24 protein-coding genes and 1 tRNA gene are annotated in these 24,201 nt (G+C 74.7%); 9 read left to right on the forward strand and 16 right to left on the reverse strand.

Annotation, left to right across the window (positions count from 1 at the left end):
* Positions 1-9: 9 nt before the first annotated feature.
* A complete protein-coding gene (locus ACIQD7_RS02965; protein ID WP_402438871.1) occupies positions 10-681 on the reverse strand; it encodes a response regulator in 672 nt (223 codons plus the stop codon).
* Positions 678-1,889: a sensor histidine kinase gene (locus ACIQD7_RS02970; RefSeq protein ID WP_402438873.1), complete on the reverse strand. Its 1,212-nt coding sequence runs from the start codon at positions 1,887-1,889 to the stop codon at positions 678-680. The genes ACIQD7_RS02965 and ACIQD7_RS02970 overlap by 4 nt, the downstream gene beginning before the upstream one ends.
* Before the next feature lie 146 nt (positions 1,890-2,035).
* Between ACIQD7_RS02970 and ACIQD7_RS02975 the strand changes: the two genes are divergently transcribed.
* A complete protein-coding gene (locus tag ACIQD7_RS02975) occupies positions 2,036-2,257 on the forward strand; it encodes a hypothetical protein (protein ID WP_121832484.1) in 222 nt (73 codons plus the stop codon).
* A 9-nt stretch (positions 2,258-2,266) separates the two neighbouring features.
* Here the strand turns inward: ACIQD7_RS02975 and ACIQD7_RS02980 are convergent, their stop codons facing one another.
* The 3 genes from ACIQD7_RS02980 to ACIQD7_RS02990 form a co-directional block, all read right to left on the reverse strand.
* A complete protein-coding gene (locus ACIQD7_RS02980; protein ID WP_402438875.1) occupies positions 2,267-2,635 on the reverse strand; it encodes a hypothetical protein in 369 nt (122 codons plus the stop codon).
* Between the two features lie 11 nt (positions 2,636-2,646).
* Positions 2,647-3,696 (reverse strand): DMT family transporter, encoded by a 1,050-nt coding sequence (locus ACIQD7_RS02985; protein ID WP_402438877.1) that lies wholly within the window; start codon positions 3,694-3,696, stop codon positions 2,647-2,649.
* A gap of 108 nt (positions 3,697-3,804) precedes the next feature.
* On the reverse strand, positions 3,805-4,413 hold the full coding sequence (locus tag ACIQD7_RS02990) for a dihydrofolate reductase family protein (protein ID WP_383402372.1): 609 nt from the start codon (positions 4,411-4,413) through the stop codon (positions 3,805-3,807).
* Between the two features lie 217 nt (positions 4,414-4,630).
* Here ACIQD7_RS02990 and ACIQD7_RS02995 point away from each other — a divergent pair, with 217 nt between their 5' ends.
* Positions 4,631-5,371, forward strand: coding sequence for an SDR family NAD(P)-dependent oxidoreductase (locus ACIQD7_RS02995; RefSeq protein ID WP_402438879.1), 741 nt, complete (start codon positions 4,631-4,633; stop codon positions 5,369-5,371).
* Between the two features lie 36 nt (positions 5,372-5,407).
* On the opposite strand, the gene ACIQD7_RS03000 is transcribed toward ACIQD7_RS02995, so the two are convergent.
* Entirely contained in the window at positions 5,408-6,256 is an 849-nt protein-coding gene (locus ACIQD7_RS03000; RefSeq protein WP_402438881.1) for a class I SAM-dependent methyltransferase, read from the reverse strand.
* 167 nt (positions 6,257-6,423) lie between these two features.
* On the opposite strand from ACIQD7_RS03000, the gene ACIQD7_RS03005 reads away from it, so the two are divergent.
* Positions 6,424-7,008 carry a TetR/AcrR family transcriptional regulator gene (locus ACIQD7_RS03005; RefSeq protein WP_402438883.1) on the forward strand — a complete coding sequence of 195 codons (585 nt, stop codon included), beginning with the start codon at positions 6,424-6,426 and terminating at the stop codon, positions 7,006-7,008.
* 42 nt (positions 7,009-7,050) lie between these two features.
* Here ACIQD7_RS03005 and ACIQD7_RS03010 read toward each other — a convergent pair.
* The 3 genes from ACIQD7_RS03010 to allB form a co-directional block, all read right to left on the reverse strand.
* A tRNA-Trp gene (locus ACIQD7_RS03010) sits at positions 7,051-7,126 on the reverse strand.
* Positions 7,127-7,376: 250 nt separating this feature from the next.
* Positions 7,377-8,495 carry an allantoicase gene (alc, locus tag ACIQD7_RS03015; RefSeq protein ID WP_161373541.1) on the reverse strand — a complete coding sequence of 373 codons (1,119 nt, stop codon included), beginning with the start codon at positions 8,493-8,495 and terminating at the stop codon, positions 7,377-7,379.
* A gap of 3 nt (positions 8,496-8,498) precedes the next feature.
* Complete coding sequence (gene allB / locus ACIQD7_RS03020) at positions 8,499-9,833, reverse strand: allantoinase AllB (RefSeq protein ID WP_121832444.1); 1,335 nt, start codon at positions 9,831-9,833, stop codon at positions 8,499-8,501.
* A gap of 358 nt (positions 9,834-10,191) precedes the next feature.
* Between allB and ACIQD7_RS03025 the strand changes: the two genes are divergently transcribed.
* Positions 10,192-10,998: an IclR family transcriptional regulator gene (locus ACIQD7_RS03025; protein ID WP_121832443.1), complete on the forward strand. Its 807-nt coding sequence runs from the start codon at positions 10,192-10,194 to the stop codon at positions 10,996-10,998.
* A gap of 80 nt (positions 10,999-11,078) precedes the next feature.
* On the opposite strand, the gene ACIQD7_RS03030 is transcribed toward ACIQD7_RS03025, so the two are convergent.
* Positions 11,079-11,759, reverse strand: coding sequence for an ABC transporter ATP-binding protein (locus tag ACIQD7_RS03030; RefSeq protein ID WP_402438885.1), 681 nt, complete (start codon positions 11,757-11,759; stop codon positions 11,079-11,081).
* Positions 11,760-11,819: 60 nt separating this feature from the next.
* Positions 11,820-12,899 carry an ABC transporter permease gene (locus tag ACIQD7_RS03035; protein ID WP_402438887.1) on the reverse strand — a complete coding sequence of 360 codons (1,080 nt, stop codon included), beginning with the start codon at positions 12,897-12,899 and terminating at the stop codon, positions 11,820-11,822.
* Between the two features lie 112 nt (positions 12,900-13,011).
* Here ACIQD7_RS03035 and ACIQD7_RS03040 point away from each other — a divergent pair, with 112 nt between their 5' ends.
* Both ACIQD7_RS03040 and ACIQD7_RS03045 read left to right on the forward strand, forming a co-directional pair.
* The gene (locus tag ACIQD7_RS03040; RefSeq protein ID WP_402438889.1) at positions 13,012-14,208 is read left to right on the forward strand and encodes a sensor histidine kinase; all 1,197 of its coding nucleotides are present in this window, start codon (positions 13,012-13,014) and stop codon (positions 14,206-14,208) included.
* Positions 14,205-14,831, forward strand: a complete 627-nt coding sequence (locus ACIQD7_RS03045; protein WP_121832439.1) for a response regulator transcription factor — start codon at positions 14,205-14,207, stop codon at positions 14,829-14,831. Before ACIQD7_RS03040 ends, ACIQD7_RS03045 begins: the two co-directional genes overlap by 4 nt.
* A gap of 33 nt (positions 14,832-14,864) precedes the next feature.
* Here the strand turns inward: ACIQD7_RS03045 and ACIQD7_RS03050 are convergent, their stop codons facing one another.
* Complete coding sequence (locus ACIQD7_RS03050; RefSeq protein WP_402438891.1) at positions 14,865-15,191, reverse strand: DUF5955 family protein; 327 nt, start codon at positions 15,189-15,191, stop codon at positions 14,865-14,867.
* Between the two features lie 207 nt (positions 15,192-15,398).
* Between ACIQD7_RS03050 and ACIQD7_RS03055 the strand changes: the two genes are divergently transcribed.
* Positions 15,399-16,037 carry an NTP transferase domain-containing protein gene (locus ACIQD7_RS03055; protein ID WP_121832437.1) on the forward strand — a complete coding sequence of 213 codons (639 nt, stop codon included), beginning with the start codon at positions 15,399-15,401 and terminating at the stop codon, positions 16,035-16,037.
* 226 nt (positions 16,038-16,263) lie between these two features.
* Positions 16,264-17,886 (forward strand): malate synthase A, encoded by a 1,623-nt coding sequence (gene aceB / locus ACIQD7_RS03060; protein WP_121832436.1) that lies wholly within the window; start codon positions 16,264-16,266, stop codon positions 17,884-17,886.
* Positions 17,887-18,034: 148 nt separating this feature from the next.
* On the opposite strand, the gene ACIQD7_RS03065 is transcribed toward aceB, so the two are convergent.
* Positions 18,035-19,831, reverse strand: coding sequence for a hypothetical protein (locus ACIQD7_RS03065; RefSeq protein ID WP_402438893.1), 1,797 nt, complete (start codon positions 19,829-19,831; stop codon positions 18,035-18,037).
* An 81-nt stretch (positions 19,832-19,912) separates the two neighbouring features.
* The gene (locus tag ACIQD7_RS03070) at positions 19,913-20,884 is read right to left on the reverse strand and encodes a fibronectin type III domain-containing protein (protein ID WP_240450123.1); all 972 of its coding nucleotides are present in this window, start codon (positions 20,882-20,884) and stop codon (positions 19,913-19,915) included.
* Between the two features lie 143 nt (positions 20,885-21,027).
* On the opposite strand from ACIQD7_RS03070, the gene ACIQD7_RS03075 reads away from it, so the two are divergent.
* Entirely contained in the window at positions 21,028-21,633 is a 606-nt protein-coding gene (locus tag ACIQD7_RS03075) for a hypothetical protein (protein WP_402438895.1), read from the forward strand.
* Positions 21,634-21,673: 40 nt separating this feature from the next.
* Here the strand turns inward: ACIQD7_RS03075 and ACIQD7_RS03080 are convergent, their stop codons facing one another.
* Both ACIQD7_RS03080 and ACIQD7_RS03085 read right to left on the reverse strand, forming a co-directional pair.
* Positions 21,674-22,387, reverse strand: a complete 714-nt coding sequence (locus tag ACIQD7_RS03080) for an aspartate/glutamate racemase family protein (RefSeq protein WP_402438897.1) — start codon at positions 22,385-22,387, stop codon at positions 21,674-21,676.
* A gap of 257 nt (positions 22,388-22,644) precedes the next feature.
* Positions 22,645-24,093: a nucleobase:cation symporter-2 family protein gene (locus ACIQD7_RS03085; protein WP_161373934.1), complete on the reverse strand. Its 1,449-nt coding sequence runs from the start codon at positions 24,091-24,093 to the stop codon at positions 22,645-22,647.
* Between the last annotated feature and the right edge of the window lie 108 nt (positions 24,094-24,201).

Raw genomic sequence — 24,201 nt, forward strand, 5'->3', positions numbered from 1 at the left:
TCCGGGGATCTACGTGCCCTCCTCCTCGTCCAGGAGGCCCGCGTCGTGGACGAGGAGGGCGATCTGGACGCGGTTGTTGAGGCCGAGCTTGGCCAGGATCCGGGAGACGTACGTCTTGACGGTCGGCACGCCCATGTACAGCTCGGCCGCGATCTCCGCGTTGGAGCGGCCGTGGCCGACGGCGACGGCGACCTCCCGCTCCCGGTCGGCGAGTCCGGCGAGCCGGTCGGCCGCCGTGGCGCGCCGGGGCTGCCCCGGCCGGCCGGCGACGTGGGTCATGAGCTGGCGGGTGACGGCCGGGGAGAGGACGGGGTCCCCGGCGGCGACCCGGCGGACGGCGGCGACGATCTCGGCGGGCGGGGTGTCCTTGAGGACGAAGCCGGCGGCTCCGGCCCGCAGGGCGCGCAGGACCTGCTCGTCGGCGTGGAAGGTGGTGAGGACGACGACCTCGGGGGCGTCGGGCCGGGCGCGCAGGAGTTCGGTGGCGGTGAGGCCGTCGACGTGCGGCATCCGGATGTCCATGAGGACGACGTCGGGGGCGTGCCGGGCGACGAGTTCGGGGACGTCCCGGCCGTCGGCGCCCTCGCCGACGACGGTCAGGTCGTCGGCTCCGCCGAGCATGAGGGTGAGGCCCGCGCGGACCAGGGGGTCGTCGTCGACGATGAGCAGCCGGATGGTCATGGGGGCCACGGTAGCCAGGCGTGCAGGGCGAACCCGCCGTCGGGGGCCGGGCCGTGGGCGAGGCGGCCGCCGGCGAGGGCGGCGCGCTCGGTGAGTCCGATGAGGCCCTGGCCGGAGCCGGGGACGTGCGGGACGGGTCCGGCGGGGGCCGGGTTGTGGACGTCGACGGTGAGCCCTTCGCCGGGGCGGCCGCGGACGGTGACGGTGACGGGGGTGCCGGGGGCGTGCTTGCGGGCGTTGGTGAGGCCCTCCTGCGCGATGCGGTAGACGGTGCGGCCGGTGGCGGCGGGGACTGCGGCCGGGTCGTCGACGGTGGTGTCGAGGACGACCTCCGCCCCGGCCTCGCGGGACTCCTCGACCAGCGCGCCGAGGGTGGCGAGGGTGGGCTGCGGCCGGTTCCCCTCGCCGTCCTCGTCGGGGGCGCGCAGGACGCCGATGATCTCGCGGAGGTCCTGGAGGGCCTCGTGGGCGCTGTCGCGGATGACTCCGGCGGCGCGGGCGATCTGCTCGGGCGGGGCGTCGGGCCGGAACTCCAGGGCTCCGGCGTGCACACTGAGCAGGGTGAGCCGGTGGGCGAGAACGTCGTGCATCTCGCGGGCGATGGCCTCGCGGGCGAGCCGCTGGGCCTGGGCGGCGCGCAGCTCGGCCTCGGCCTCGGCGCGGCGGGCGCGTTCCCTGAGGGCCTCGACGAGCTGGCGCCGGGAGCGGACGAGCATTCCCCAGGCGGTGACGAGGAGGACGAGGACGAAGCCGAGGACGAGGGAGAGCGTGCGGCTGGTGGTGGGGTCGGGGCGGAGGAAGACCTGGACGACCGAGGTGGCGACGGCGAGCGCGCAGATCCAGGCGACCTCGCGGAAGGGACGGCGTACGGCGACGCTGAACAGGCTCGCGAGGAGGGCGCCGGCGGCGACCGGCGCCACCACGTTCGCCAGGGAGAGGCCGACCGCGAGCCCGACCGGCCACCGGCGGCGCAGCCAGAGCGCGCAGCAGGCGAGGGCTCCGGCGAGCTGGTCGAAGAGGATGACGGGCTCGCTGGTGTACTGCGCGCTGGTGTCGGCGGCGACGAGTCCGACGAGGGCGGCGAGCAGGAAGAGCGAGGTGTCCACGATCCAGTCGCGGACGGTACGACGGGGCCGTGCCGCCCCGCTCCCGCCCGGTTCGACCAGGTGGGAGGGGAGCAGCCAGCGCTGCCGGTCCGTGCGGGTCATGTCCGCAATGTACGCAGCCGGGGGCGCCCGGCCGGGCATCGGCGGGCCGGGTCGCTACCGAAGTCGCGGAGGTCGGTACTTCGGTAGCGGCGGGCGGGGACCGGGGTCGGACGCGGGCGCTCCCCCGCCCCGGTCATGATCGGGACATGAAGAGATTCCTGGAGACGGTCGGGGCCGTGATCGCCCTGGCCGGTGTGTGCGGAGTGGTCCGCGAGCTGACGGACGGCTGGTTCCGGTTCATGGGCCTGACCCGGTTCCTGACGGAGAACGTGGGGTTCCTGGAGGGGCGGGAGCTGTTCGCGAACATCGTGATAGCGGTGCTCGGCGGGGTCGTCCTGATCGTCTCGGACCGGGTGCCGAAGTCCTGAGCGGGGGCCTCAGGCCTTGGCGGAGTCCAGGCGGGTGACCTCGGAGAGGTAGTCCGCGGTCCGCTGCGCGGCGGAGCCGCTGGTGTAGAGGGCGGCACCGGCGACGGCGAAGGGCAGGGAGCCGCCGAGGAGGGCGACGAGCCCGGGCCAGTCGCGCTCCTCGACGCACGCCTCGTGGTGGACGTACTCGCTGGTGAGGAGGGCGGGGCAGGGGCTGCCGCGGCCGTCGTCCTCCTCGTACGGGGTGACGAGGAAGACGGCGAACCAGATCCAGAGGAGGCCGGCGACGGCGAGCAGGCCGATCCCCCAGCCCTGGGTGCGGCGGGCACGGGCCCTGAACTCGTGGGTGTGGACGAGGGAACGCGTGGACGAGGACATGGACGGAGAACCTACCTGGCGTCCTCGCCGGCCCCGACGGCCCTGTCGGCCCTGCCCGCCGGGCCGCTCCTGCCCGTCTCGCCCGCTCCGTCCGTCCCGTCCACCCCATCCACCCCGCCCGCCCCGTCCGTCCGGTCGGCCTCGTCCGCGGCGCGGCGGCCCCAGCTGGTGCCGGCCAGGACGAGGACCGCGCCCGCGAGGCCGAGGGCGCCGGGCCGGTCCCCGGCCAGGGCGATGCCCGCGGCGGCGGCCCAGAGGGGTTCGGTGCCGAGGAGGAGGCTGACCCGGGACGGGGAGGTGCGGCGGACCGCCCACATCTGCACGAAGAAGGCGAAGAGCGTGCAGAAGACGGAGAGGAAGACCAGCCCGGCCCATGCGCGCGGGCCGAAGTCGAGGGCCGTGGCCCAGGGGGAGGCGCCGGTGCCGGGGAAGGCGGCGATGACGGCGAACACGGCGACGGCGGAGCCGAGCTGGACGGTGGTGAGGGAGAGCGAGTCGGCCGAGCGGACCGCCGCGATCCGGGACATGGCCAGGACGTGGACGGTACGGGCGAGGGCGGCGAGCAGCATGAGCAGGTCGCCGGTGGAGGGGGCGGTGAAGCCGCCGCCCTGGGTGAGCAGGACGACGCCCGTGACGGAGAGCCCGGCGGCGGCGAGGAAGGCGCGCGTCGGCCGGACGCCGGTGACGGCGGCCTCGGCGAGCGGGGTGAAGATCATGGTGAGGCTGATGATCAGGCCCGCGTTGGTGGCGGAGGTGTGGACGACGCCGTAGGTCTCCAGGAGGAAGATCCCGCCGAGGATCAGCCCGAGGGTGCCGGCGCCGCGCCACTGGGCGGCGGTCAGGGCGCGGAGCCTGCTCCATCCGGCGGCGACGAGGACGGGCAGCACCACCGCGAACCGCAGGACGAGGACGGCGACGACCGTGTGGGTGGTGGTGATGCCCTTGGCCGCGAGGTAGCTGGCGCCCCAGAAGACGGCGACCAGCAGGACGGGCAGGTCGGTGAGCCAGGCCCGGCGCGGGGCGCCGAGGGGCAGGGGGGCGGCGAACGACGGAGCCGACATCGGGCCGTTTCTCCAAGTCTTCGGGCGGGGTGGAGACTTCGGCGGCTCGCACGCGGAGGATCACCGTACCCGGGGCGGCCCGTGGTGGCTACATCTTTCCGCGGCCGGTCAGTAGCTGCCGTACGCGGGGCGTCCTTCGAGCGCGTACGTGTGGATGGCGACGCCCGTGCCGGTGGTGCGCGACCCGGTGGGGCGGAAGGCGGTGGGGCGGACCCCGTCGGTGAAGAGGCGGCGGCCCGTGCCCAGGACGACCGGGAAGACGAGCAGGTGGAGGGTGTCGATGAGGTCGTGGTCGAGGAGGGTGCGGGCGAGGCCGGCGCTGCCGTGCATCTGGATCTCGCCGTCGAGCCGCTCCTTGAGTCCCGCGACCTCCCGGGCGGCGTCGCCGCGGAGCAGGGTGGTCCCGGCCCAGTCGGCCTCGGTGAGGGTGGTGCTGGCGACGTACTTGGGGAGGGCGTTCAGCTTGGTCGCGACCGGGTCGCCGGGGTCGGTCCGCTTCGGCCAGTACCCGGCGAAGATGTCGTAGGTGCGGCGGCCGAGGAGGAAGGCGGTCGGCCGGGTGAAGACCTCGTCCATGAAGCGTCCGAAGTCCTCGTCTCCGTACGGCACGGACCAGCCGCCGTGCTCGAAGCCGTCGCTGCGGTCCTCGTCGGGGCCGCCGGGGGCCTGGACGACGCCGTCGAGGGTGAGGAACTGGGTGAGGCTGAGGGTGGCCATGGCGGGTGCCCCTTCCGTGTCTCCGGACCGTCTTCCGCGGCTCCGGACCTTCGTGTCCGCGCCTGCGGACCATCGTGTTCCGAAAGCTCCGACCGCGCCGCCGGGCGAAACTCATCGGTCCCCGGCGGGGTCGGCGTCCGATTGCCGCCAGCGTCCGCCCGCTCCCCCGACTTTCATTGAACCCGCAACCACTTATTCCTTTCCACGGAGGTTCGGGATGTCCACGATGCACGGCACGGCGGCCCTGGTGACGGGCGGCAGCAGGGGGATCGGCGCGGCCACGGCGGTACGGCTCGCCCGGGAGGGCGCGGACGTGGCCTTCACCTACGTACGGGACGAGGAGCGGGCCGCGGAGGTCGCGGCGCGGATCGCGGCGACGGGCCGGAAGGCGCTGCCGCTGCGGGCCGACGCGGCCGACCCCGGGGACGCGGCGGGCGCGGTCGCGTGGGCGGCGGACGCCCTGGGACGGCTCGACGTCCTGGTGAACAACGCGGGCGTCGGGGTCCTCGGCCCGCTGGAGTCACTGGCCCTCGCGGACGTGGACCGGGTCCTCGCCGTGAACGTCCGGGCGGTCTTCCTAGCCTGCCAGGCGGCGGCGGTCCGGCTGCCGGACGGCGGCCGGATCGTCACGATCGGCAGCTGCATGACCCAGCGGGTGCCGGGCCCCGGCGGGACCCTGTACGCGATGAGCAAGACCGCCCTGACGGGCCTCACGAAGGGGCTCGCCCGCGAGCTGGGCGGCCGGGGCATCACGGCGAACCTCGTCCACCCCGGCCCCGTGGACACCGACATGAACCCGGCGGACGGCCCGCTCGCGGAGGGCCAGACGGCCCTCACGGCCCTCGGCCGCTTCGGCACCCCGGACGAGGTGGCGTCGATGGTCGCCTTCCTGGCGGGCCCGGAGGGGCGGTACGTGACGGGGGCGGAGTTCTCGGTGGACGGAGGGCACGCGGCGTGACGCCCGGCCGGAGGTGACGCGGCCCCGGAAGCCGGTTCAGGCCGGGCGGTCCGCCGTGACCAGCCAGCACGTGCTGAGCAGCCGGACGGTGCCGTCCGCCGTCTCGTGGGTGCGCAGGCTGTCCTCCAGGGTCCGGCGGACGCGGGCCCGCGTCTCCGCGTCGGCCCGCTCCGTCAGGTGGCGGCCGGGGCCCGTGCCCAGGAGGAACTCCGCCGCGTCCTCGGCTCCCCGCCCCCACGTCCCGTACGCCCGGACCCGCTCGGCGGTGACGCCGGTGAATCCGGCGGTGGCCAGAACGCGGCGGATCCGGTCCGGGTCCGCCAGCGAGAACATGCCGGGCAGCCCCGGGCTCCCGAAGTCGCCGACCGGCAGGAGGTCGCGCAGGGCCGTCATCACCACGGCCCAGTCGTTGAGCGCGGCCTCGGCCGGACAGACGAAAGCCAGGCGGCCGCCGGGCCGCAGGGCCCGGCCGATGTTGGCGAAGGCCGCTACGGGGTCGGCGAAGAACATCACCCCGTAGCGGCTGATCGCCGCGTCGAACGCGCCCGCCTCGAAGGGGTGTTCCTGGGCGTCCCCCTGCTCGAAGAGGGCGTGGGGAATGCCCTCGCGCTCCGCGCGGGCGCGCGCCTCGGCCAGCATCGGGCCGGACAGGTCGAGGCCCAGGGCGCTCCCCCGGGGCGCCCTGAGCGCGGCGAGCCGCGTGGTCTGTCCGGCGCCGCAGCCGATGTCGAGGACCCGGCCGTCCCCGGTGATGCCGGCGGCGTCGAGCAGCGGTTCGTCGAAGCCTCCGTTCACAGCGTTCCAGCGGTCCTGGTGGCGGGCCCAGTGGACTCCTTCGGGTCCGTTCCACGCCTGCGCCTGCTCGGTGTTGACGATCCCGGACATGGATGCCTCCTGGTGGACGACGGGATGCGGGGCGCGCGTCCGACGAGTATGGGCGGACGCCCAAACAGTATGGGCGCATGCCCAAACTGGCAATCCCCGCTAGGATCGACCGTGTTCGAGGAGGTGCGCCCACCGGAAAGGTCGGCGGCAGTCGCAGGGAGAGGCCCATGTCACCGCGCGGAGTGGCGACGCCGGACGTGCGGGAGCGGCTGTTCGCGGCCGCCGAGCGGGTCCTCGCGGAGGGCGGGCCCGGCGCGCTGACCAGCCGGGCGGTCACCACCGAGGCGGGCTGCGCGAAGGGGCTGCTGCACGCGCACTTCGCCGGCCTCGACGAGTTCGTGGCGGAGCTCTGCCTCGACCGCTTCGCGCGGACGGCCGCGACGGCGCGGGCGCTCTCGGGACTCGTCGGGCGGGGCTCGGTGGCGGAGAACCTCGACGCCGTCGTCCTCGCGCTGCTCGGCTCCGGCGGCCCGGCCGTCTCCGGCCTCGCCCTGACCCGGCCCGTCGCCACCGTGCGCGTCCGCGAGGCCCTGGAGGCGGGGGCGCCCGGCTTCGCCGCGGTCCAGGAGGCCGTCACCGACTACCTGGAGGCCGAGCGGCGCCTCGGCAGGGTGGCGGACGCCGTCGAACCGTCCGTCGCGGCCCTCGCCCTGGTGGGGACCGCCCACCACCTCCTGATGACGAGTCGGCCGGGCACGCCCGATCTCCGGGCCCTGATGACGGACCTCGTGACCTCTTTGCTGAGGGGCTGAGCCTCACGGTGGTCCGGAGGACCCGGAGGGCCCCGGAGAAAGTGGCAGGGGTGACAGGAGTCGAACCTGCGGCATCCGGTTTTGGAGACCGGCGCTCTGGCCTCTGAGCTACACCCCTTCGGTGGTCCCGAGCATGACACTCGGCGCACGCCGACCGCCACGCGTTTTCCGGGCGCGGGGCCTGGAGGGCTTCTCCGGAAGGGAGTTGGAGGGGGAATGCGCGAGGGCGCACCGGTGCTGTCGGGTCGGTGCGCCCTCGGGGGCCGGGCGGGGTGTCGTGTCCCGCTCGGGTCGTGGGGGCCGGGCGGGTCGCCCGGCCGGGGCGGGGGTCCCGGGGACGGCCGTGTCGGCGGAACGTCCCCGGGAGGTCAGCCGCCCAGTTCCTGGTGGCGGGCGGTCAGCCGCGCCGTACCGGCCTCCGTGAGGGAGCCGAAGAGGCGGAGGCGGGAGATGCCGCCGTCCGGGTAGATGTCGATCCGGACGCGGGAGCCGACCGCCGGGGCGTCCAGGACGAAGCGGTGGTTGGTGTCGGGCTGGAGGCGGGTCCGGGGCAGGACCTCGGTCCACTCCTCCGAGCCCTCGGCCGCGACGGAGAGGGCGGCCCAGCCCGCGCTGTTGCCCTTGAGGTAGGCGGTGTCGATCTCGACGGCGCGGATCTCGGACTCGGCGACCAGGGCGTAGCGGATCCAGTCGTTGCCCTTGTCGCGGCGGCGGCGGGTCTCCCAGCCGTCGTCCATCTTGTGGGAGCGGCCGGGCTGGATGGTGTTGGTGGCCGGGGAGTAGAAGCGGTCGGAGGCGTCCTCGACCTGGCCGCCGTTCTCCAGGGCCGCGAGGTCGAAGGTGCCGAGGACGCCCAGCCACACCGGGTCGGGGGCGACCTCGCCGTACACGCGGAGGCGGGCGATGCCGCCGTCGGGGTGCTGGTTGACGCGCAGGTGCGTGAAGCGCTGCTCGACGTCGACGGCGAAGCCGTTGGCGGCGTGGCCGCCGACGGCGGTGCGCGGGACGAGCACCGTCCACTTCACGTCGTCGGCGAGGAGGTCCTCGGGCGAGGGCGAGCCGGCGACGGAGGTGGCCTCGACGGAGACGGCCTGCGGGTAGTTGCCGCGGAAGTGGGCGGTGTCGAGGACGATGCCGCGGATCACGCCGGGGGCGCCGAGCCGTACGAGGGCCCAGTCGTGGTCGTCCTCGGTGGGGTGCGGCTGCTGCGCGGAGATCCCTCGGCGGCGGCGGGTCTCCCAGCCGTCCATGATCTTGCCCTTGTGGCCGAAGTGCTCCGGGTCGAACTCGGCGGCACCGGGCTTGAGAAGGTTCTCGCGCTCCGCGAAGAACTCGTCGTTGGCCGCGATCACGCCCGCGCCGAGCCGCCGGTCCGCGAGGTCCGCGTACTGGGTGAAGGGGAAGTCGGCCGTGCGGTAGTCGGCGTACGGGTCGCCGCCGCCGTAGGGGCTGGCGTCGCCGGTGAAGGAGGGTATGCCGGTGCTCACGGGTCAGTTGTTCCTTTCGAGGAGGCGGCCGGAGGGCTCGGCGAGGACACCGCGGTCGGCGATCCGCTCGCCGCGCAGCCAGGTGGAGGTGACGACGCCGTGCAGGGTCCGGCCCGCGTAGGCGGTGATCCGGTTGCGGTGCTGGAGCTCGGCCGGGTCGACGGTGAAGGTGGCCTCGGGGTCGAGGACGGCGAAGTCGGCGTCGCGGCCGGCCTCGATGGCGCCCTTGCGGTCGAGTCCGGCGAGCCGGGCGGGGCCCTCGGACATCCAGCGGACGACGTCCGTCAGGTCGTGGCCGCGGCGGCGGGCCTCGGTCCAGATGGCGGGCAGACCGAGCTGGAGGGAGGAGATCCCGCCCCACGCGGAGGCGAAGTCGGGGGTCTTGAGGTCGGCGGTGGACGGCGAGTGGTCGGACACGACGCAGTCGATCGTGCCGTCCGCGAGCCCCTGCCACAGCGCGTCCTGGTTGGCGGCCTCGCGGATCGGCGGGCAGCACTTGAACTCGGTGGCGCCGTCCGGGATCTCCTCGGCGGTGAGCGTGAGGAAGTGCGGACAGGACTCGACGGTGATCTTCACGCCCTCGGCCCGGGCGGCGGCGATGGCCGGGAGGGCGTCGGAGGAGGAGAGGTGCAGGACGTGGACGCGGGCGTCGAGCCTGCGGGCCTGGTCGATCAGGTTCTCGATGGCCGTGTTCTCGGCGTCCCGGGGCCGGGAGGCGAGGAAGTCGGCGTACGCGCCGCCCGACCGCTGGGGCGCGGCGGCGAGGTGGTGCGGGTCCTCGGCGTGCACGATCATCAGGCCGCCGAAGCCGGAGATCTCGGCGAGCGAGGTCGCGAGCCGCTCCTGGTCCAGCTCGGGGAACTCCTCCACGCCGGAGGGCGACAGGAAGCACTTGAAGCCGAAGACGCCGGCGTCGTGGAGCGGCCGCAGGTCCTTGACGTTGTCGGGCAGGGCGCCGCCCCAGAAGCCGACGTCGACGTGGGCCTTGGCGCGGGCGACGTCCTGCTTGATCCGCAGGTTCTCCACGGTGGTGGTCGGCGGCAGCGAGTTGAGCGGCATGTCGAGCAGGGTGGTGATGCCGCCGGCGGCGGCCGCGCGGGTGGCGGTCCAGAAGCCCTCCCACTCGGTGCGGCCGGGGTCGTTCACGTGCACGTGGGTGTCGACGAGTCCGGGCAGGACGACGTCGTCGCCGACGTCCTCCAGCCGGGCGCCGGCGGGCACCTCGGCGTCGTACGGCAGCACGGCCGCGATCGTCCCTCCGGAGACGGCGATCGACGCCGGGCGGGTCCCCTCGGGGGTGATGACGCGCGTCGAGCGCAGGACCAGGTTGACGTCCACCCGTACCCCTTCTTCCACTGCTCCTGGAAGGAGCCGTCCCTGCTCGGGGCGGGCTCCACGGAGAAATTCAACGAACTGTTGAAGGAGTCTTCACTTCCGGACGACATGGCGTCAAGGGCACACTTCCAGCATCCGGGACCGCCGAACCCGGCTTGGACGTTTCCACAGAGTGGAATGTAAATTTCGTACAGTAGAACGTAGCTCCGCACATGCGGGGCAGTCCCGGGCCTCTCCGGGCCCTCTCCGACACCGGACAAACACCCCCTGACCGGCGCCGACGCCGGGACCGGGGCCGTGTGCCCCGGCCGGTGGCCCGGTAGGCTGCTGCCTTGCCCGCCCGCCCCGAAAGGACCGTGACGTGCCGACGTCCAGCGCCAGCACCACCGACGCCGCCAAACCCGCCGCGAGCGGGGGCGTCCAGTCCCTCGAGCGCGCCTTCGACCTCCTGGAGCGGATGGCCGACGCCGGGGGCGAGGTCGGGCTGAGCGAGCTCTCCGCCAGCAGCGGGCTCCCGCTCCCCACCATCCACCGCCTGATGCGCACCCTCGTCGCCTGCGGCTACGTGCGCCAGCAGCCCAACCGGCGGTACGCGCTCGGCCCCCGGCTCATCCGGCTCGGCGAGTCCGCCTCCCGCCTCCTCGGCACCTGGGCCCGGCCGTACCTCGCCCGGCTCGTCGAGGAGACCGGCGAGACGGCGAACATGGCGCTGCTCGACGGCGACGAGATCGTGTACGTGGCGCAGGTGCCGTCCAAGCACTCGATGCGCATGTTCACCGAGGTCGGCCGGCGGGTCCTGCCGCACTCGACCGGCGTCGGCAAGGCGCTCCTCGCGCACACCCCTCCGGAGGAGGTGCGCGCGCTGCTCGCCCGCACCGGGATGCCGGCCGCGACCGAGAAGACCATCACCACGCCCGAGGGCTTCCTCGACGCGCTCGTCGCGGTCCGCGAGGCGGGGTACGCGGTCGACGACAACGAGCAGGAGATAGGGGTCCGCTGCCTCGCGGTCTCCGTGCCGGACTCCCCCACCGCCGCCGCCATCTCCATCTCGGGCCCGGCGGGCCGGGTCACCGAGGCGGCCACCGAGAAGATCGTCCCGATCCTCCAGGAAGTGGCGCGCGACCTGTCGGCGGCGCTGGCGAACACGGCGGGCAACGGCCAGGGCTGACCCGCATCGCCCCGCACCCGCACCTGAGGGCGCCCGGAACCGCACCCGGTTCCGGGCGCCCTCGCGCGTGCCGGGAGGCGTCACACCGGTACGGCCTCCGAGAGCCGCCCGTCCCTGACCGTGACCGTGCGGTCCGTCCGGGCCGCATGGGTCCGGTCGTGGGTGACCAGGACCGTCGCCGTCCCCCGCTCCCGCGTCAGGCGGGCGAGGAGGTCCACGACCGCCGCCCCGCTCTCGTGGTCGAGGGCGCTGGTCGGTTCGTCGACCAGGAGGACGGACGGCTCGTTCATCAGGGCCCGCGCGATGTTGACCCGCTGCCGCTGGCCGCCCGACAGCCGGTGCGGCCGGCGCCCGGCCAGGTCCGCGAGGCCCACCGCGTCGAGCAGGTCCAGGGCCCGGCCCCGTACCGCCCTCGGGGAGCGGCCCGACAGGTGGGCCATCACCTGCACCTGTTCCGCCGCGCTCAGCGAGGGCAGCAGGTTGGGCTGCTGGAAGACGATCCCGACGTGCTCGCGCCGCAGCCGCGCCTTGGCGGCCGGGGTGAGCGCCCCCGCGTCCGTACCGGCGACGACGACCCGCCCCCGGTCCGGGGTGACGAGGGTGGCGGCCACCGCGAGCAGGCTGGACTTGCCGGAGCCCGAGGGGCCGACGACCGCCGTGAGCGTCCCGGCGGGGACGGCGAGGGAGACGGCGTCGAGGGCGGTGAGCCGGCCGTCGCCGTCGGGGTAGGTGAGGGTGACGCCGTCGAGGACGAGGCTCATCGGGTGCTCCGGTGGTGAGTGAGGGTGCTCATCGGGTGCTCCGGTCGGGGGCGAGGGGGCTCATCGGGCGCTGCCCAGGGCGGTGAGGGGGTCGACGGCGGTGATCCGCCGGACGGACAGGGCCGCGCCGAGCACGCCGAGGACGACGATGACGGCGGCCGGGCCGAGGACCGTGAGCGGTTCCAGGACGAAGGGCACGTCCCCGCCGCCGATCAGGGCGCCGATGCCGGCCGCGAGCGCGGTGCCGAGCAGGGTGCCGGCGGCGAGCATGAGGACGGCCTGCCCGAGGGCGTCCTTCAGGAGGTACGGGGTGGAGGCGCCGAGCGCCTTGAGGACGGCGACGTCACCGGAGCGCTGGATGGTCCAGACGGTGAAGAAGGCCCCGATGACCAGCGCGGAGATCGCGAAGAGGAAGCCGCGCATGAGCTGGAGGGAACCGTTCTCGGCCTGGTACGACCCGATGGCCGTGAGGGCGTCGCCGACGGTCCGCGCCTCGGTGCCGACTGCCGCGTCCCCGGCCGCCCAGTCGGTCCCGTCTCCCCCGCTCAGGGCGATGACCGTGGCTTCCTCCCGGACCGCGCCGCCGCCGCGACCGAGCCTCTGCCAGTCGTCGAGGGAGGTCCACACGATGGGCGTGTGGCTGTACGAGGCGTCGCCGGAGACCGCCGCGACGGTGACCTCCAGGGGCCCGAGGCGGACCCCGTCACCGGCGCCCGCGCCCAGCTCCCCGGCCGCCGACTCGGACAGGACGACCTTCCCCGGGGCGACCGGTCCGGGCGCGAGCCCGGCCCCCGGCTCCGTACCGAAGGCGGAGACGGCGGCGGTGCGGTCCCCGGCGGCGGCGTCGAGCGTGCGGATGCCGAGCGGCGCCGCGCCCGTCACCCCGGGCCGCTCCGCCCAGGCCCGCCACTGCTCCTCCGTCACCGTCGAGTCGGTGAAGGAGGCCGACCGGCCGGGCGGCGGCGCCGCGAAGGCCAGCCGGTCGGCGGGCAGACCGGTGATCGCGGAGACGTTCTCCCGCGCGAGCCCGGCGGTCAGCCCGGACAACAGCCCCACGAGCAGGGTGATCAGCACGATCACCGTGCCCATGAGGGTGAACCGCCCCTTGGCGGATCTCAGGTCTCTCCATGCCACGAACATGCCGACCAGCCTGGTCCGCGCACCCCCTCGCGGGCATCGCGCGGCGGATGGCTCCACGATCGAACTTTCGGTTGAGGCGGGTCCACCGCCCGCTGTCTACCCTGGAGGGATCATGACCGACCGCTCCTCCCTCCACCCCGCCCCGCTCGTGCTCCGCCTCTGTCTGCACCTCCTCATGGCGGGCCTGCTCGTCCTGGCGGCGGTCCGGGCGCACTCGGCCGCCGGGACGGTGACGGCGGCGGTGACGGGAGCGGTCTACGCGGCGGGCTCGTACCTCCCGACGGTACGGACCTCCCGGCGGGCGGCCGCCGTCTGGCTGGGGGTCCTGGGGGCGTCCTGGCTGGCAATGCTCTGCCTGACGCCGGAGGCGCTCTGGGTGGCCTTCCCGCTGTACTTCCTCCAACTGCACCTACTGCCCGTCCGCTGGTCGCTGCCGGCGGTGGCCCTCACGGCGGGCGCGGCGATCCTCTCGTACGTGGGGCACGGCGCCGCGCTCAACCCGGGGGTCTTCATCGGGCCGCTGCTCGGCGCGGCGGTCGCGGTGGCGACGGTCCTCGGCTACCAGGCCCTCTACCGGGAGAACGAGCGGCGGCGCCGGCTCATCGAGGAGCTGATCGCGACGCGGGCGGAGCTGGCGGCGGCGGAGCGGCACGCGGGGACGCTGGCCGAGCGGGAGCGGCTCGCGCGGGAGATCCACGACACGCTCGCGCAGGGCCTGTCGTCGATCCAGCTGCTGCTGCGGGCGGCCGAGCGGGCGCTGCCGCCGGACTCGCCCGCCGCCGGGCACATCGAGCGGGCGCGCCGGGCGGCGCAGGACGACCTGGCGGAGGCGCGGCGCTTCGTCCGGGCGCTCGCGCCGCCGGACCTGGAGCACGGTTCGCTCGCGGCGGCCCTGGAGCGGCTGTGCGAGCCGGGGGCGGAGGCGGGTCCTTACGGGCCCCGGGTCCGGTTCTCGGTGAGCGGGACGCCGGTGGAGCTGCCGACCCCGTACGAGGTGGCGCTGCTGCGGATCGCGCGGTCGGCCCTCGCGAACACGGTGCGGCACGCCTCGGCCTCGCGGGCGGAGATCACCCTGTCGTTCATGGGCGCGTCGGTGACCCTGGACGTGGTCGACGACGGGGAGGGCTTCGAGCCCGGTGCCGTACGCCCCTCGTCCGAGGGCGGTTTCGGGCTTCCGGCGATGCGGTCGCGGGCGGAGTCGCTCGGCGGCACGTTCACCGTGGAGTCCGCGCCCGGCCAGGGCACCGCCGTCGCCGTCTCCCTGCCGCTGTCCGACAAGGTTTCCCTTCCCGCCGGAGGTTCCGCATGACCATCCGTCTGCTGCTCGCCGACGACCATCCGGTGGTACGGGCGGGCCTGCGCGCGGTCCTCGACACCGAGCCGGACTTCGCGGTCGTCGCGGAGGCCGCCACCGCCGAGCGGGCGGTGGAGCTGGCCGCCGCCGGGGGCGTGGACGTGGTCCTGATGGACCTCCAGTTCGGCGCGGGAACGCACGGCTCGGAGGCGACGGCGGCGATCACGGCGGCGCCGGACGGGCCGAAGGTGCTGGTCCTGACGACGTACGACACGGACGCGGACATCCTGGCGGCGGTGGAGGCGGGCGCCTCCGGCTACCTCCTGAAGGACGCGCCGCCGGAGGAGCTGGCGGCGGCGGTCCGGACGGCGGCGGCCGGGCAGTCGGCCCTCGCGCCGGCGGTGGCGCACCGGCTGATGGACCGGATGCGGACCCCGGCGGAGGCGCTGACCAAGCGCGAGCTGGAGGTGCTCCAGCTGGTCGGCGAGGGCCTGTCGAACCTCCAGGTCAGCAAGGCGCTGTTCCTGAGCCAGGCGACGGTGAAGTCCCATCTGGTCCACATCTTCGCGAAGCTGGGCGTGGACTCCCGTACGGCGGCGGTGGCGGCGGCGACGGCCCGGCGGCTGATCAGACGGTGAGCCCCCGTCTCCGGACGGCCGCTTGACGGCCCCTCAGTTCTCCGCGCTCCGCTCCGGCGGCGCGCCGAAGAGCTCGACGGCGCGGCGGACCCCGGCCAGGGCGTCGGCGAGGGCGCTGACGGAGCCGACGCAGCCCGCGACGATCAGCAGGGAGCGGCGCAGCCGCCGTACCTCCGGGGCGCCGCCGAGCACCATGGCGTCGAGCGCCGCGAGCTCCCCCTCGGCGATCTCGCGGTCGGCGAACTCGGCCCGGTGCGCGGCGAGTTCGCGCCGCAGCCGGGACACGGCCGACCTCAGCTCGGTCACCCTGGGGTCCACGCCCTCGCTGCCCACCGGCCTCTGCTCCACGCTTCGCAACATGGTTCTCCCCCTCGCACGACACTGTGCGCAGAACTCCACACCCCGAGCACGCGGAACGCCCCGGACCGCCCCCTCCGGACGACTCCGGACGGCGGTCGGGCGCCGCGAGTCGGGCCAGTTAACTCCTTCGCCACCCCGCCGCGCCACCCCCCGCAAGGCTGATTCGGGCAACCGTGTGTTTCCGTCCGGATGCGGTATGCAGTCCTCATGACGACTCCGGAAGACCTCACCTCCCCGTCCGCCTCCGACCGTTCCCCCGTCGTGGCCGGCCTGCTGCTCGCCGCCGGGGGCGGCCGGCGGCTCGGGGGCCGGCCGAAGGCGCTGCTCGTCCACCGGGGCCGCCCGCTGGTGGAGCACGCGGTGGGGGTGCTGCGCGCGGCCGGGTGCGAGGTGGTGCACGTGGTGCTCGGGGCGTCGGCCGACGTCGTGCGGGAGCGGGCGGAGCTGCCCGGCTGCGTCCTGGTGGAGAACCCGGAGTGGGCGGCGGGGATGGGCTCCTCGCTGCGGGCCGGGCTGGCGTCGCTCGCCGCCGATCCGCGCGGGGTGGACGCGGCGCTCGTGTTCCTGGTCGACCAGCCGGGGATCGGGGCGGAGGCGGTGGCCCGGGTGCGGGCGGCGTACGGCTCGCGGGACTCGCTCGCGGCGGCCTCGTACGACGGGCGGCGGGGGCATCCGGTGCTGTTCGGCGCCGGGCGCTGGGCGGGGATCGCGGAGACGGCGGTGGGCGACCGGGGCGCGCGGGACTATCTGGCGGCGCACCGGGACGCGATCACGCCGGTGGACTGCTCGGACGTGGCCGAGCCCTACGACATCGACACCGAGGCGGACCTGTCGCACTTGGAGTGAGCGGCCTGGCACTGAGCGCCGCGTTCTGTCGATCCGGAGAATCTCGACGTCAACAAACCATTGAACTTCCACCATGAGGAAACTAGTATCCACTGTTCAGAAGCGCCTGCCAGTCCGGAGGGCGCTCGCGGCCGTATCTCGGCTCCGGTGGCACTCCGTGCCGTCCCGTGACGCCCGGCGGCCGTCTGGCACCGCCCGCGAAGTCCGCTGAAGGAAGTGACAGTTCATGTCCGCACCAGCGCCGTCCCCCCTGGCCGTCGTCGATGCCGAGCCCCTGCCGCGCCAGGAAGAGGTGCTCACCGAGGCCGCCCTGGCCTTCGTCGCCGAACTGCACCGGCGGTTCACCCCGCGCCGGGACGAGCTCCTCGCCCGGCGGGCGGAGCGCCGCGCCGAGATCGCCCGCACGTCCACCCTGGACTTCCTCCCGGAGACCGCCGCGATCCGCGCCGACGACTCCTGGAAGGTCGCCCCGGCCCCGGCGGCCCTGAACGACCGCCGGGTCGAGATCACCGGCCCCACCGACCGCAAGATGACGATCAACGCGCTCAACTCCGGCGCGAAGGTGTGGCTCGCCGACTTCGAGGACGCCTCGGCGCCGACCTGGGAGAACGTGGTCCTGGGCCAGCTGAACCTGATCGACGCGTACACCCGGAACATCGACTTCACGGACCCGCGCTCCGGCAAGTCGTACGCCCTCAAGCCCGCCGACGAGCTGGCGACGGTCGTCATGCGGCCGCGCGGCTGGCACCTGGAGGAGCGTCACCTCGCCTTCGAGGGACGGCCGGTGCCCGGCGCGCTCGTCGACTTCGGCCTGTACTTCTTCCACAACGCCCGCCGCCTGATCGACCTCGGCAAGGGCCCGTACTTCTACCTGCCGAAGACGGAGTCGCACCTGGAGGCCCGCCTCTGGAACGAGATCTTCGTCTTCGCCCAGGACTACGTCGGCATCCCGCAGGGCACCGTCCGCGCCACGGTCCTCATCGAGACCATCACGGCCGCGTACGAGATGGAGGAGATCCTCTACGAGCTCCGCGACCACGCCGCGGGCCTCAACGCGGGCCGCTGGGACTACCTCTTCTCCATCGTCAAGAACTTCCGCGACGGCGGAGCCAAGTTCGTCCTGCCGGACCGCAACCTGGTCACGATGACGGCCCCGTTCATGCGCGCGTACACCGAACTCCTCGTGCGCACCTGCCACAAGCGCGGCGCGCACGCGATCGGCGGCATGGCGGCCTTCATCCCGTCCCGCAAGGACGCCGAGGTCAACAAGGTCGCGTTCGAGAAGGTCAAGGCCGACAAGGACCGCGAGGCCGGCGACGGCTTCGACGGCTCCTGGGTCGCCCACCCCGACCTGGTGCCGATCGCGCTGGCCTCCTTCGACGCCGTCCTCGGCGAGAAGCCGAACCAGAAGGACCGCCTGCGCGAGGACGTCTCCGTCGCGGCCGGGGACCTGATCGCGATCGACTCGCTCGACGCGAAGCCCACCTACGACGGCCTGCGCAACGCCGTCCAGGTCGGCGTCCGCTACATCGAGGCGTGGCTGCGCGGCCTCGGCGCCGTCGCCATCTTCAACCTGATGGAGGACGCGGCCACCGCCGAGATCTCCCGCTCCCAGATCTGGCAGTGGATCAACGCGGGCGTCGTCTTCGAGAACGGCGAGAAGGCCACCCCGGAGCTGGCCCGGAAGGTCGCCGCCGAGGAACTGGCCGCGATCCGCGCCGAGATCGGCGAGGAGGCCTTCGCGGCCGGAAAGTGGCAGCAGGCCCACGACCTGCTGCTCCACGTCTCCCTCGACGCGGACTACGCGGACTTCCTGACGCTTCCCGCGTACGAGCAGCTGGTCGGCTGACTCGCCCCGTACGGCTGATCCGGCTGCCCGCACAGTCGCCGGACGGCTTTCCGGACGGGCCCCGCCCCTGGTGTCGCACAGCACCGGGAGCGGGGCCCGCCCCGTTTTCCCGTTTTCCCTGCTTCTCCCGCTTTTCGCTTCTCCCGCGTCAGGGCAGGGCGATGCCGAGCGGGCCGAGGACGCGTTCCGCCTCGTGGCGGTCGGCCCCGGCCATCGCGCGGACCAGGGCGGCCGAGCCGCCGGGCCAGGCGGCGGCCGCCCTGTCGAAGGCGGCGCGGCGGGACTCCAGGGGCCCCTTCTTGGCGGGCAGCGCGTCGAGGACGTGCAGGGCCCGGGCCGAGGTCGGCACCTGGATCGGATCCGCCTCCTCGCCCTGCTCCTCCAGGGCCCGGAGGGCGTACGCGCCGATCACGGGGTCGCGGAGGGCGGCGCGCAGCGTCCCGGGCGGGGCGGTGGTGGTGTCCAGGGCGGTGAAGAGCCCCCGGACGGAGGCCGCTTCGGAGGTGCCGGCGTGGACGGTGCCGAGGGCGTCGAGCAGCCGCGTCCAGGCGTGGGCGGTGTCCACGCGCGCGTGGAGCCAGTCGGCGAGGACGCGCGCGGCGACGGACGCGGACCAGCCCCCGGCGGCGGCGACCAGGACGGGCGCGGGCCAGGCGGCGGCTTCGGCGGCGTCGGGCGCGGCGATCCCGCGCACGGCGAGCAGATAGCGCACCGTCCCCGCGCCGCGCGGGGTGAGGCCGAAGGCGTCGCCGCTTCGGAAGACCAGGCCGGTGGCGGCGAGCCGGTCGAGGACGGCGGCCAGGTCCCGGGCGGGTCCCGCGAGCCGGGCGCGGTCGGCCTCGTCCAGCTCCGGGGTGCCCAGGAGCCGGACGAGCTCCGGCACGGGCGGGACCTCGTACGCGTCGGGCGCCCCGTCCGACACCGGGACGGGCAGGTCCTCCAGGGCCGGGTCGACGGTCCAGTCCTCGTACTCGGCGGCCTTGCGGGCGACGGACTCGGCGGAGCAGCCGCGCTGGTAGACCACGTAGAGGAGGTGCGGGGCCTCGCCCCCGTACGGCTCGAACTCCTCCTCCGCGAGCTCCTCGACGGCGGTGAGGAGGGCGTTCGCGTCGTCCTCGGGGGCGCCGGGCCCGATCGCGGGCGGCGGGGGCACGGGGGCGGCGGGGTCGCCGTAGTGGTCGAGGTGCTCGTCGAGGAGGGCGTCGGCCAGGACCAGATGGGGGAAGGCGTCGGGGCCGGGGGCGTAGTGCGCGTACGGTCCGGCGAGCTGTGCGGCCAGTCCGGCGGCGGTCCACCGGTCCTGGAGCGCGGTGGCCACCTGTCCGATGCCGGTCGCGACGGCGTGGTCCGTGAGCAGCGGCCCGACGGGCGGCGGCGCCTCGGCGTCCCGGACGTACGCGCGCGTGAGGGCCTCGGTGAGCAGGACGTCCGCGAGGGCGGTCCGTCCCATGAGGTCGGCCCGGCGCACGCCGTCGGGCAGGGGCGCGCCGTCGAGGGCGGCGAGCCTGCGGCGCACGTCCTCGGGGTCGGTGAGGTCGGCGCCGCAGCTCCGCAGGAGGGAGGCGTACCAGCGGTGCCAGGTGAGGTTCCCGGGGTCGTTCATGGCCCGCTCGAAGTCGGGCACGGCCTCCGCGACCGCTCCGGCGATCCGCTCGGCGCCGTCCCCGTCGAAGCGGGCGGCGAGCGCCCCGAGCACGGCGGGGTAGAGCGCGAGCTCGCCGGGCGGCACGTACACGAACGCGGGCAGGTCCTCCACGAGGATCTGCCGCGCCAGCTCGGGCGTCGGCTCGGGCAGGCCCGTCCCCCGGTCGGCGCCCCGGAGCGCGAGGAGCCCGAGCACCGCCTCGGCGGCCCGCGCGAACGCGGGGTCGCGGTGCTCGGGTGCTCCGCCGACGAGTTCGAGGAACCTGTCGAGCCCGGTGTTGGTGAGAACGGTCTCGGCCACGCTTCCCAGGGTAGTTCCGGGTGGGCGCTTCCGGGCTGCAAGGACCAGGGGCCAGGTGTGTCGCCGCAGTTCGGGGGCGTTTCAGCGCACGACCACCGTCCTCGGGGCCGAGAAGTCGCCCCAGGTGCCGTCGGGGAGCCGGGCGCGGAGGGTGACGGTGTAGCGGGTGCCCGGGGGGTCGGTGACCGGGAAGGCGTAGGTGGCGCGGCCGGGGGGCGGTGCGGTGCCCCAGACGATGGTGGTGGTGAAGCGGCCGTTGAGGTGGAGTTCGTGGTGGGTGACCGGGGCGCCCGTCTTCGGCGGGGTCCAGGTGAGGGTGATCTCGCCGCCCTTCGCGGCGGTGGCGGTGAGGTCGGTGGGGGCGGTGTTCGCGGGCGCGCCCGGGGCCGGGGCGGTGGTGAGGTCGACCGCGTTGCTGTCCGGGGAGGAGTTCTCGGCGGCGTCGCGGGCGCGGACGGTGAACGCGTAGGCGGTGCCGGGGCGCAGGCCGGTGAGGCGGGCGTCGGTGGCGGTGCCCGGGACCGTGTGGACGCGGGTGTCGGCCTGGTAGACGTCGTACGCGGTGACCCGGGTGTCGTCCCGGGCCGGGGACCAGCGGAGGACGGCGGCGCGGCTGCCGTCGGGAGCGACGCGGAGGCCGGTCGGGGCGGTGGGGGGCGTGCGGTCCTCGGCGGCGGCCCGGAGCGTGGTGGCGGTGACGGTGGCGCTGGGCGGCGAGGCGTTGCCGGCGGCGTCGCGGGCGCGGACGGTGAAGCGGTGGGGGGTGGCCGGAGCGAGGCCGACGACGTCGGTCATGAGGGTGGTGGCGGGGAGGTCCTTGACCTTGCGGCCCTCGCGGTAGACCTCGTAGCCGGTGACGGCGCGGTCGTCGGTGGCCGCGCTCCACATGACGTGGACGGTGGTCGAGCTGCCCGAGGTGGCGGTGACGCCGGTGGGTGCGGTGGGGGCGCGGGTGTCCTCCGGTTCGGCTCCGGCGGCGGAGCAGGCGGTGAGGGCGAGCGCGAGAAGTGCTGCCGGGGCGAGCAAGCGGTGTGGGGGGAACGGGCGTTGCACGGTGCGGCCTCCGTCCGTCGGAAAGGTCCAGACCTATATCGCACAGTCGGGGCGGGCTCGACAAGGGGGCGGCGAGGGGGCGTTGTCAGTGGGGTGCGCTTCACTGGAATCGTCACGCTCCGTAGTCGAGTTCTGGGGGAAACATGACGGACCGTACGACCTATGTGTCGCTCGCCGGGGTGCGCCGGCGCGGCTGGACCGACGCGATGGTCCGGGACCTGCTCGGCACGCCCGACGTGCAGGGGCGCGATCCGCGCCGCTGGTCCCTCGCGCCGGTGCGGCTCTATCTGCTCGCCCGGGTGGAGACCGTGGAGCGGACGCCCGAGTTCGCCGAGACCTCGGCGCTCTCGCGGGCCCGCTCCTCGGCCGCCGGGGCGTACGCCGAGCGGCGGCGGGCCGCCGTCCTGACCGCGATCCGCGCGGAGCCGATCGAGGTGCCCCGGCTGCCCGGCCCCGAGCTGGAGCGCCGGGCCGTCCGCCACCGGCGCCTGCTGGGGGCCCGGAGCCCGGGAGCGCCGGAGCCGGCCGGAGCACCCTCCGGAGCGGCCGCCGGGGCGCTCGTGCGGTGGCAGGTGAACTATCTGCGGCACGCCCTCTCGCGGTACGAGGCGCTGCTCGACGGCCTGTACGGCGAGACCGGGCGCGGCGAGGCCGAACGGCTGCTGCGCAGGCGCCTGTACGAGGCGATCGGCGTCGCGTATCCGTCCCTGGCCCGGGAGTGCCGGCGCCGGATCGCGGTGGAGGGGTGAGCGGGGCCGTCCGCCCCGGGGCTTCCGGCGGTCCCGGCCGTCACTCCGTCAGCAGGCGGGCCAGTGCCCGGCAGGCCGCCGGGATCGGGGCGACGATCCGGACGGCGCACCGGGCACGGAGTTCCTCGGCCGCCTCGCCGAGCGGGCCGCCGCCGATGACGACGGTGCGGGCCCCGTCCCGTTCGGCGCAGGCGCGGACCGCCCGCTCCAGGCGGTCGAGGAGCACGGCCGGGTCGGCGGAGAGGCGTTCGGGGGCGCCGGCGGTGAGCCGCAGTCCGGTGTACCGGTCGGAGAGGCCGAGTTCCGCCACCCGGGCGGTGAGGGCGTCGGCCAGGAGCGGGGTGGTGGTGGCGATCCCGAAGGGGGCGCCGTCGGCGGCCGCCTCCAGGAGCGCCGCCTCGCCGAGGCCGGCCACGGGGAGCCCGGTCGCCGCGCGCAGCGCCTCCAGGCCCGGGTCCCCGAAGGCCGCGACGAGCAGGCCGGCGCAGTCGCCCCCGGCGGTGGCGGCGGCCCCCGCGGCGAGGACCTCGGGCGCGGCGGCCCGCAGGGCGGCCGGGTCGGTGAGCATGAGCGGCCCCCGGGCGACGGTCACGCCCCGGACGGGGCGGGCGGGGCCCAGGGTGCGTCGGGCGATGGCGGTCATCATCGCGGTGGTGGCGGCGGAGGTGTTGGGGTTGATCAGGACGACGGTCCGGGCAACCGCCCTGGGTAGGGCCGTTGTCGCGGTGCCGGGTGCGGTCGCGGTGCTGGTCACTGTCGCGGCCCTGGTCGCCCTTCCGATCCCGAGCGCGGTCGCGATACCGGGCGCGGTCCCGGCCCTGGTCGCAGTCCCGGCCCTGGTCGCGGCCCCGGTCGCCGTCCCCGTGCCGGGCACTGTCACGATGCCGGTCGCTCCTCCGGTTCCGGGCCCCGTTCCGGTCCCGGGCCCCCTTTCGGTCCCGGCGCGCGCGGCGGCCCCGGGCCCCGCCGGGTGGGCGGGGGCCGGGGCGGACAGTGGGGTGGGGTGCGGGTTCAGTGGACGTGGGCCGCCTTCGCGGTGCGGGTGCCGGAGATCTCCTCGCCGGGCTCCATCGGCGCGGTGACCTCGTCGTCGTCCTGGCGCCGACCCAGGTGGTTGAAGACCACGTTGAGCAGGACCGCGGCGACGCAGCCGGTGGAGATACCGGAGTCCAGGATGATCTTCGCGGTCTCCGGGAAGGCGTGGTAGAAGTTCGGCGCCGTGATCGGGATGATGCCGACGGCCAGCGAGACGGCCACGATCAGGACGTTGTTGTCCTTCTCCAGACCGGCCTTGACGAGGGTCTGGATGCCGCTGGCGGCGACCGAGCCGAAGAGGACGACGCCCGCGCCGCCGAGGACAGGCCGGGGCACGACCGAGATCAGCGAGGCGGCGACCGGCGAGAGGCCCATGAGGACCAGGAAGCCGCCGCCGCAGGCGACGACGAAGCGGCTGCGGATCCGGGTCATGGCGACCAGGCCGATGTTCTGGGCGAAGGCGCTGCACATGAAGCCGTTGAACAGGGGGCTGAGCGCGGAGCCGAGGGTGTCGGCGCGCAGTCCGGCCGCGATGGTCTTCTCGTCGGCGGGCCGCTCGACGATCTCGCCGAGCGCCAGCATGTCGGCGGTCGACTCGGTCATGGAGACCAGCATGACCACGCACATGGAGATGATCGCGGCGAGGGCGAACTGCGGGGCGCCGAAGTGGAACGGGGACGGGAAGCCGACGATGTCCGCCTCGGTCACCGGGGAGAAGTCGGTGACGCCGAACGGGATGGCGATGAGGGTGCCGATGACGAGGCCGACCAGGACGGCGACCTGCTTGAGGAAGCCGCGGGTGAAGCGGCGCAGGAGCAGGACGACGACGAGGGTGATGCCGGCGAGGGAGAGGAAGGTCGTCGAACCGTAGTCCTTCGCCTGGGGGTTGGGTCCCTGGGCCCAGCCGAACGCGACCGGGAGGAGGGACACGCCTATGAGGGTGATGACGGTGCCGGTGACGACCGGCGGGAAGAACCGGACGAGCCGGGAGAACCAGGGGGCGGCGAGGAAGCCGAGGAGTCCGGCGACGATGATCGCGCCGAAGATCACGGGGAGCGCGTCGGCCTTGTTCTCGGTGGTGTCGACGATGGCGAGCATCGGGGCCACGCCGGCGAAGGTGACGCCGTTGACGAACGGCAGGCGGGCGCCGATCTTCCAGACGCCCAGGGTCTGGAGGAAGGTGGCGAGTCCGGCGGTGAAGAGGCTGGCGCCGGTGAGGAAGGTGAGTTCGGTGCCGGAGAGGCCGACGGCCGCTCCCACGATCAGGGGCGGGGCGACGACGCCCGCGTACATGGCGGCCACGTGCTGGAGGCCGCTGGTGAGCATCTTCACTGGGGGCAGCGTCTCGTCGACCGGATGCTTCTCGCGGTCTTCGGGGGCGGAGCCTGCGTCTTGTGCATTGCGAACCTGGGGCTTGGATGCCACGGCGGTTCCTCCGGTCGGTTACACGTCGGCGGTGACGCGGGTGTCTGGGAGGTGGTGCGATGCGGTGCGGGGTGCGGGAGGTGCGGCTCGTCGCGGGGCGGGGCTCCG

The sequence above is a fragment of the Streptomyces sp. NPDC093071 genome, from assembly GCF_044754545.1.
GTDB lineage: Bacteria > Actinomycetota > Actinomycetes > Streptomycetales > Streptomycetaceae > Streptomyces.

Coding starts and splice junctions, on each gene's coding strand:
- ACIQD7_RS02990 (WP_383402372.1), bottom strand. CDS start 4,413: ATGGCCACCCTCAGCCTCACCCAGTTCCTCACCCTCGACGGCGTCGTC.
- ACIQD7_RS03035 (WP_402438887.1), bottom strand. CDS start 12,899: ATGTTCGTGGCATGGAGAGACCTGAGATCCGCCAAGGGGCGGTTCACC.
- aceB (WP_121832436.1), top strand. CDS start 16,264: ATGTCCGCACCAGCGCCGTCCCCCCTGGCCGTCGTCGATGCCGAGCCC.
- ACIQD7_RS02965 (WP_402438871.1), bottom strand. CDS start 681: ATGACCATCCGGCTGCTCATCGTCGACGACGACCCCCTGGTCCGCGCG.
- ACIQD7_RS03075 (WP_402438895.1), top strand. CDS start 21,028: ATGACGGACCGTACGACCTATGTGTCGCTCGCCGGGGTGCGCCGGCGC.
- ACIQD7_RS03045 (WP_121832439.1), top strand. CDS start 14,205: ATGACCATCCGTCTGCTGCTCGCCGACGACCATCCGGTGGTACGGGCG.
- ACIQD7_RS03005 (WP_402438883.1), top strand. CDS start 6,424: ATGTCACCGCGCGGAGTGGCGACGCCGGACGTGCGGGAGCGGCTGTTC.
- ACIQD7_RS03000 (WP_402438881.1), bottom strand. CDS start 6,256: ATGTCCGGGATCGTCAACACCGAGCAGGCGCAGGCGTGGAACGGACCC.
- ACIQD7_RS02975 (WP_121832484.1), top strand. CDS start 2,036: ATGAAGAGATTCCTGGAGACGGTCGGGGCCGTGATCGCCCTGGCCGGT.
- ACIQD7_RS03050 (WP_402438891.1), bottom strand. CDS start 15,191: ATGTTGCGAAGCGTGGAGCAGAGGCCGGTGGGCAGCGAGGGCGTGGAC.
- ACIQD7_RS03040 (WP_402438889.1), top strand. CDS start 13,012: ATGACCGACCGCTCCTCCCTCCACCCCGCCCCGCTCGTGCTCCGCCTC.
- ACIQD7_RS02980 (WP_402438875.1), bottom strand. CDS start 2,635: ATGTCCTCGTCCACGCGTTCCCTCGTCCACACCCACGAGTTCAGGGCC.
- ACIQD7_RS03030 (WP_402438885.1), bottom strand. CDS start 11,759: ATGAGCCTCGTCCTCGACGGCGTCACCCTCACCTACCCCGACGGCGAC.
- ACIQD7_RS02995 (WP_402438879.1), top strand. CDS start 4,631: ATGTCCACGATGCACGGCACGGCGGCCCTGGTGACGGGCGGCAGCAGG.
- ACIQD7_RS02970 (WP_402438873.1), bottom strand. CDS start 1,889: ATGACCCGCACGGACCGGCAGCGCTGGCTGCTCCCCTCCCACCTGGTC.
- ACIQD7_RS03055 (WP_121832437.1), top strand. CDS start 15,399: ATGACGACTCCGGAAGACCTCACCTCCCCGTCCGCCTCCGACCGTTCC.
- ACIQD7_RS02985 (WP_402438877.1), bottom strand. CDS start 3,696: ATGTCGGCTCCGTCGTTCGCCGCCCCCCTGCCCCTCGGCGCCCCGCGC.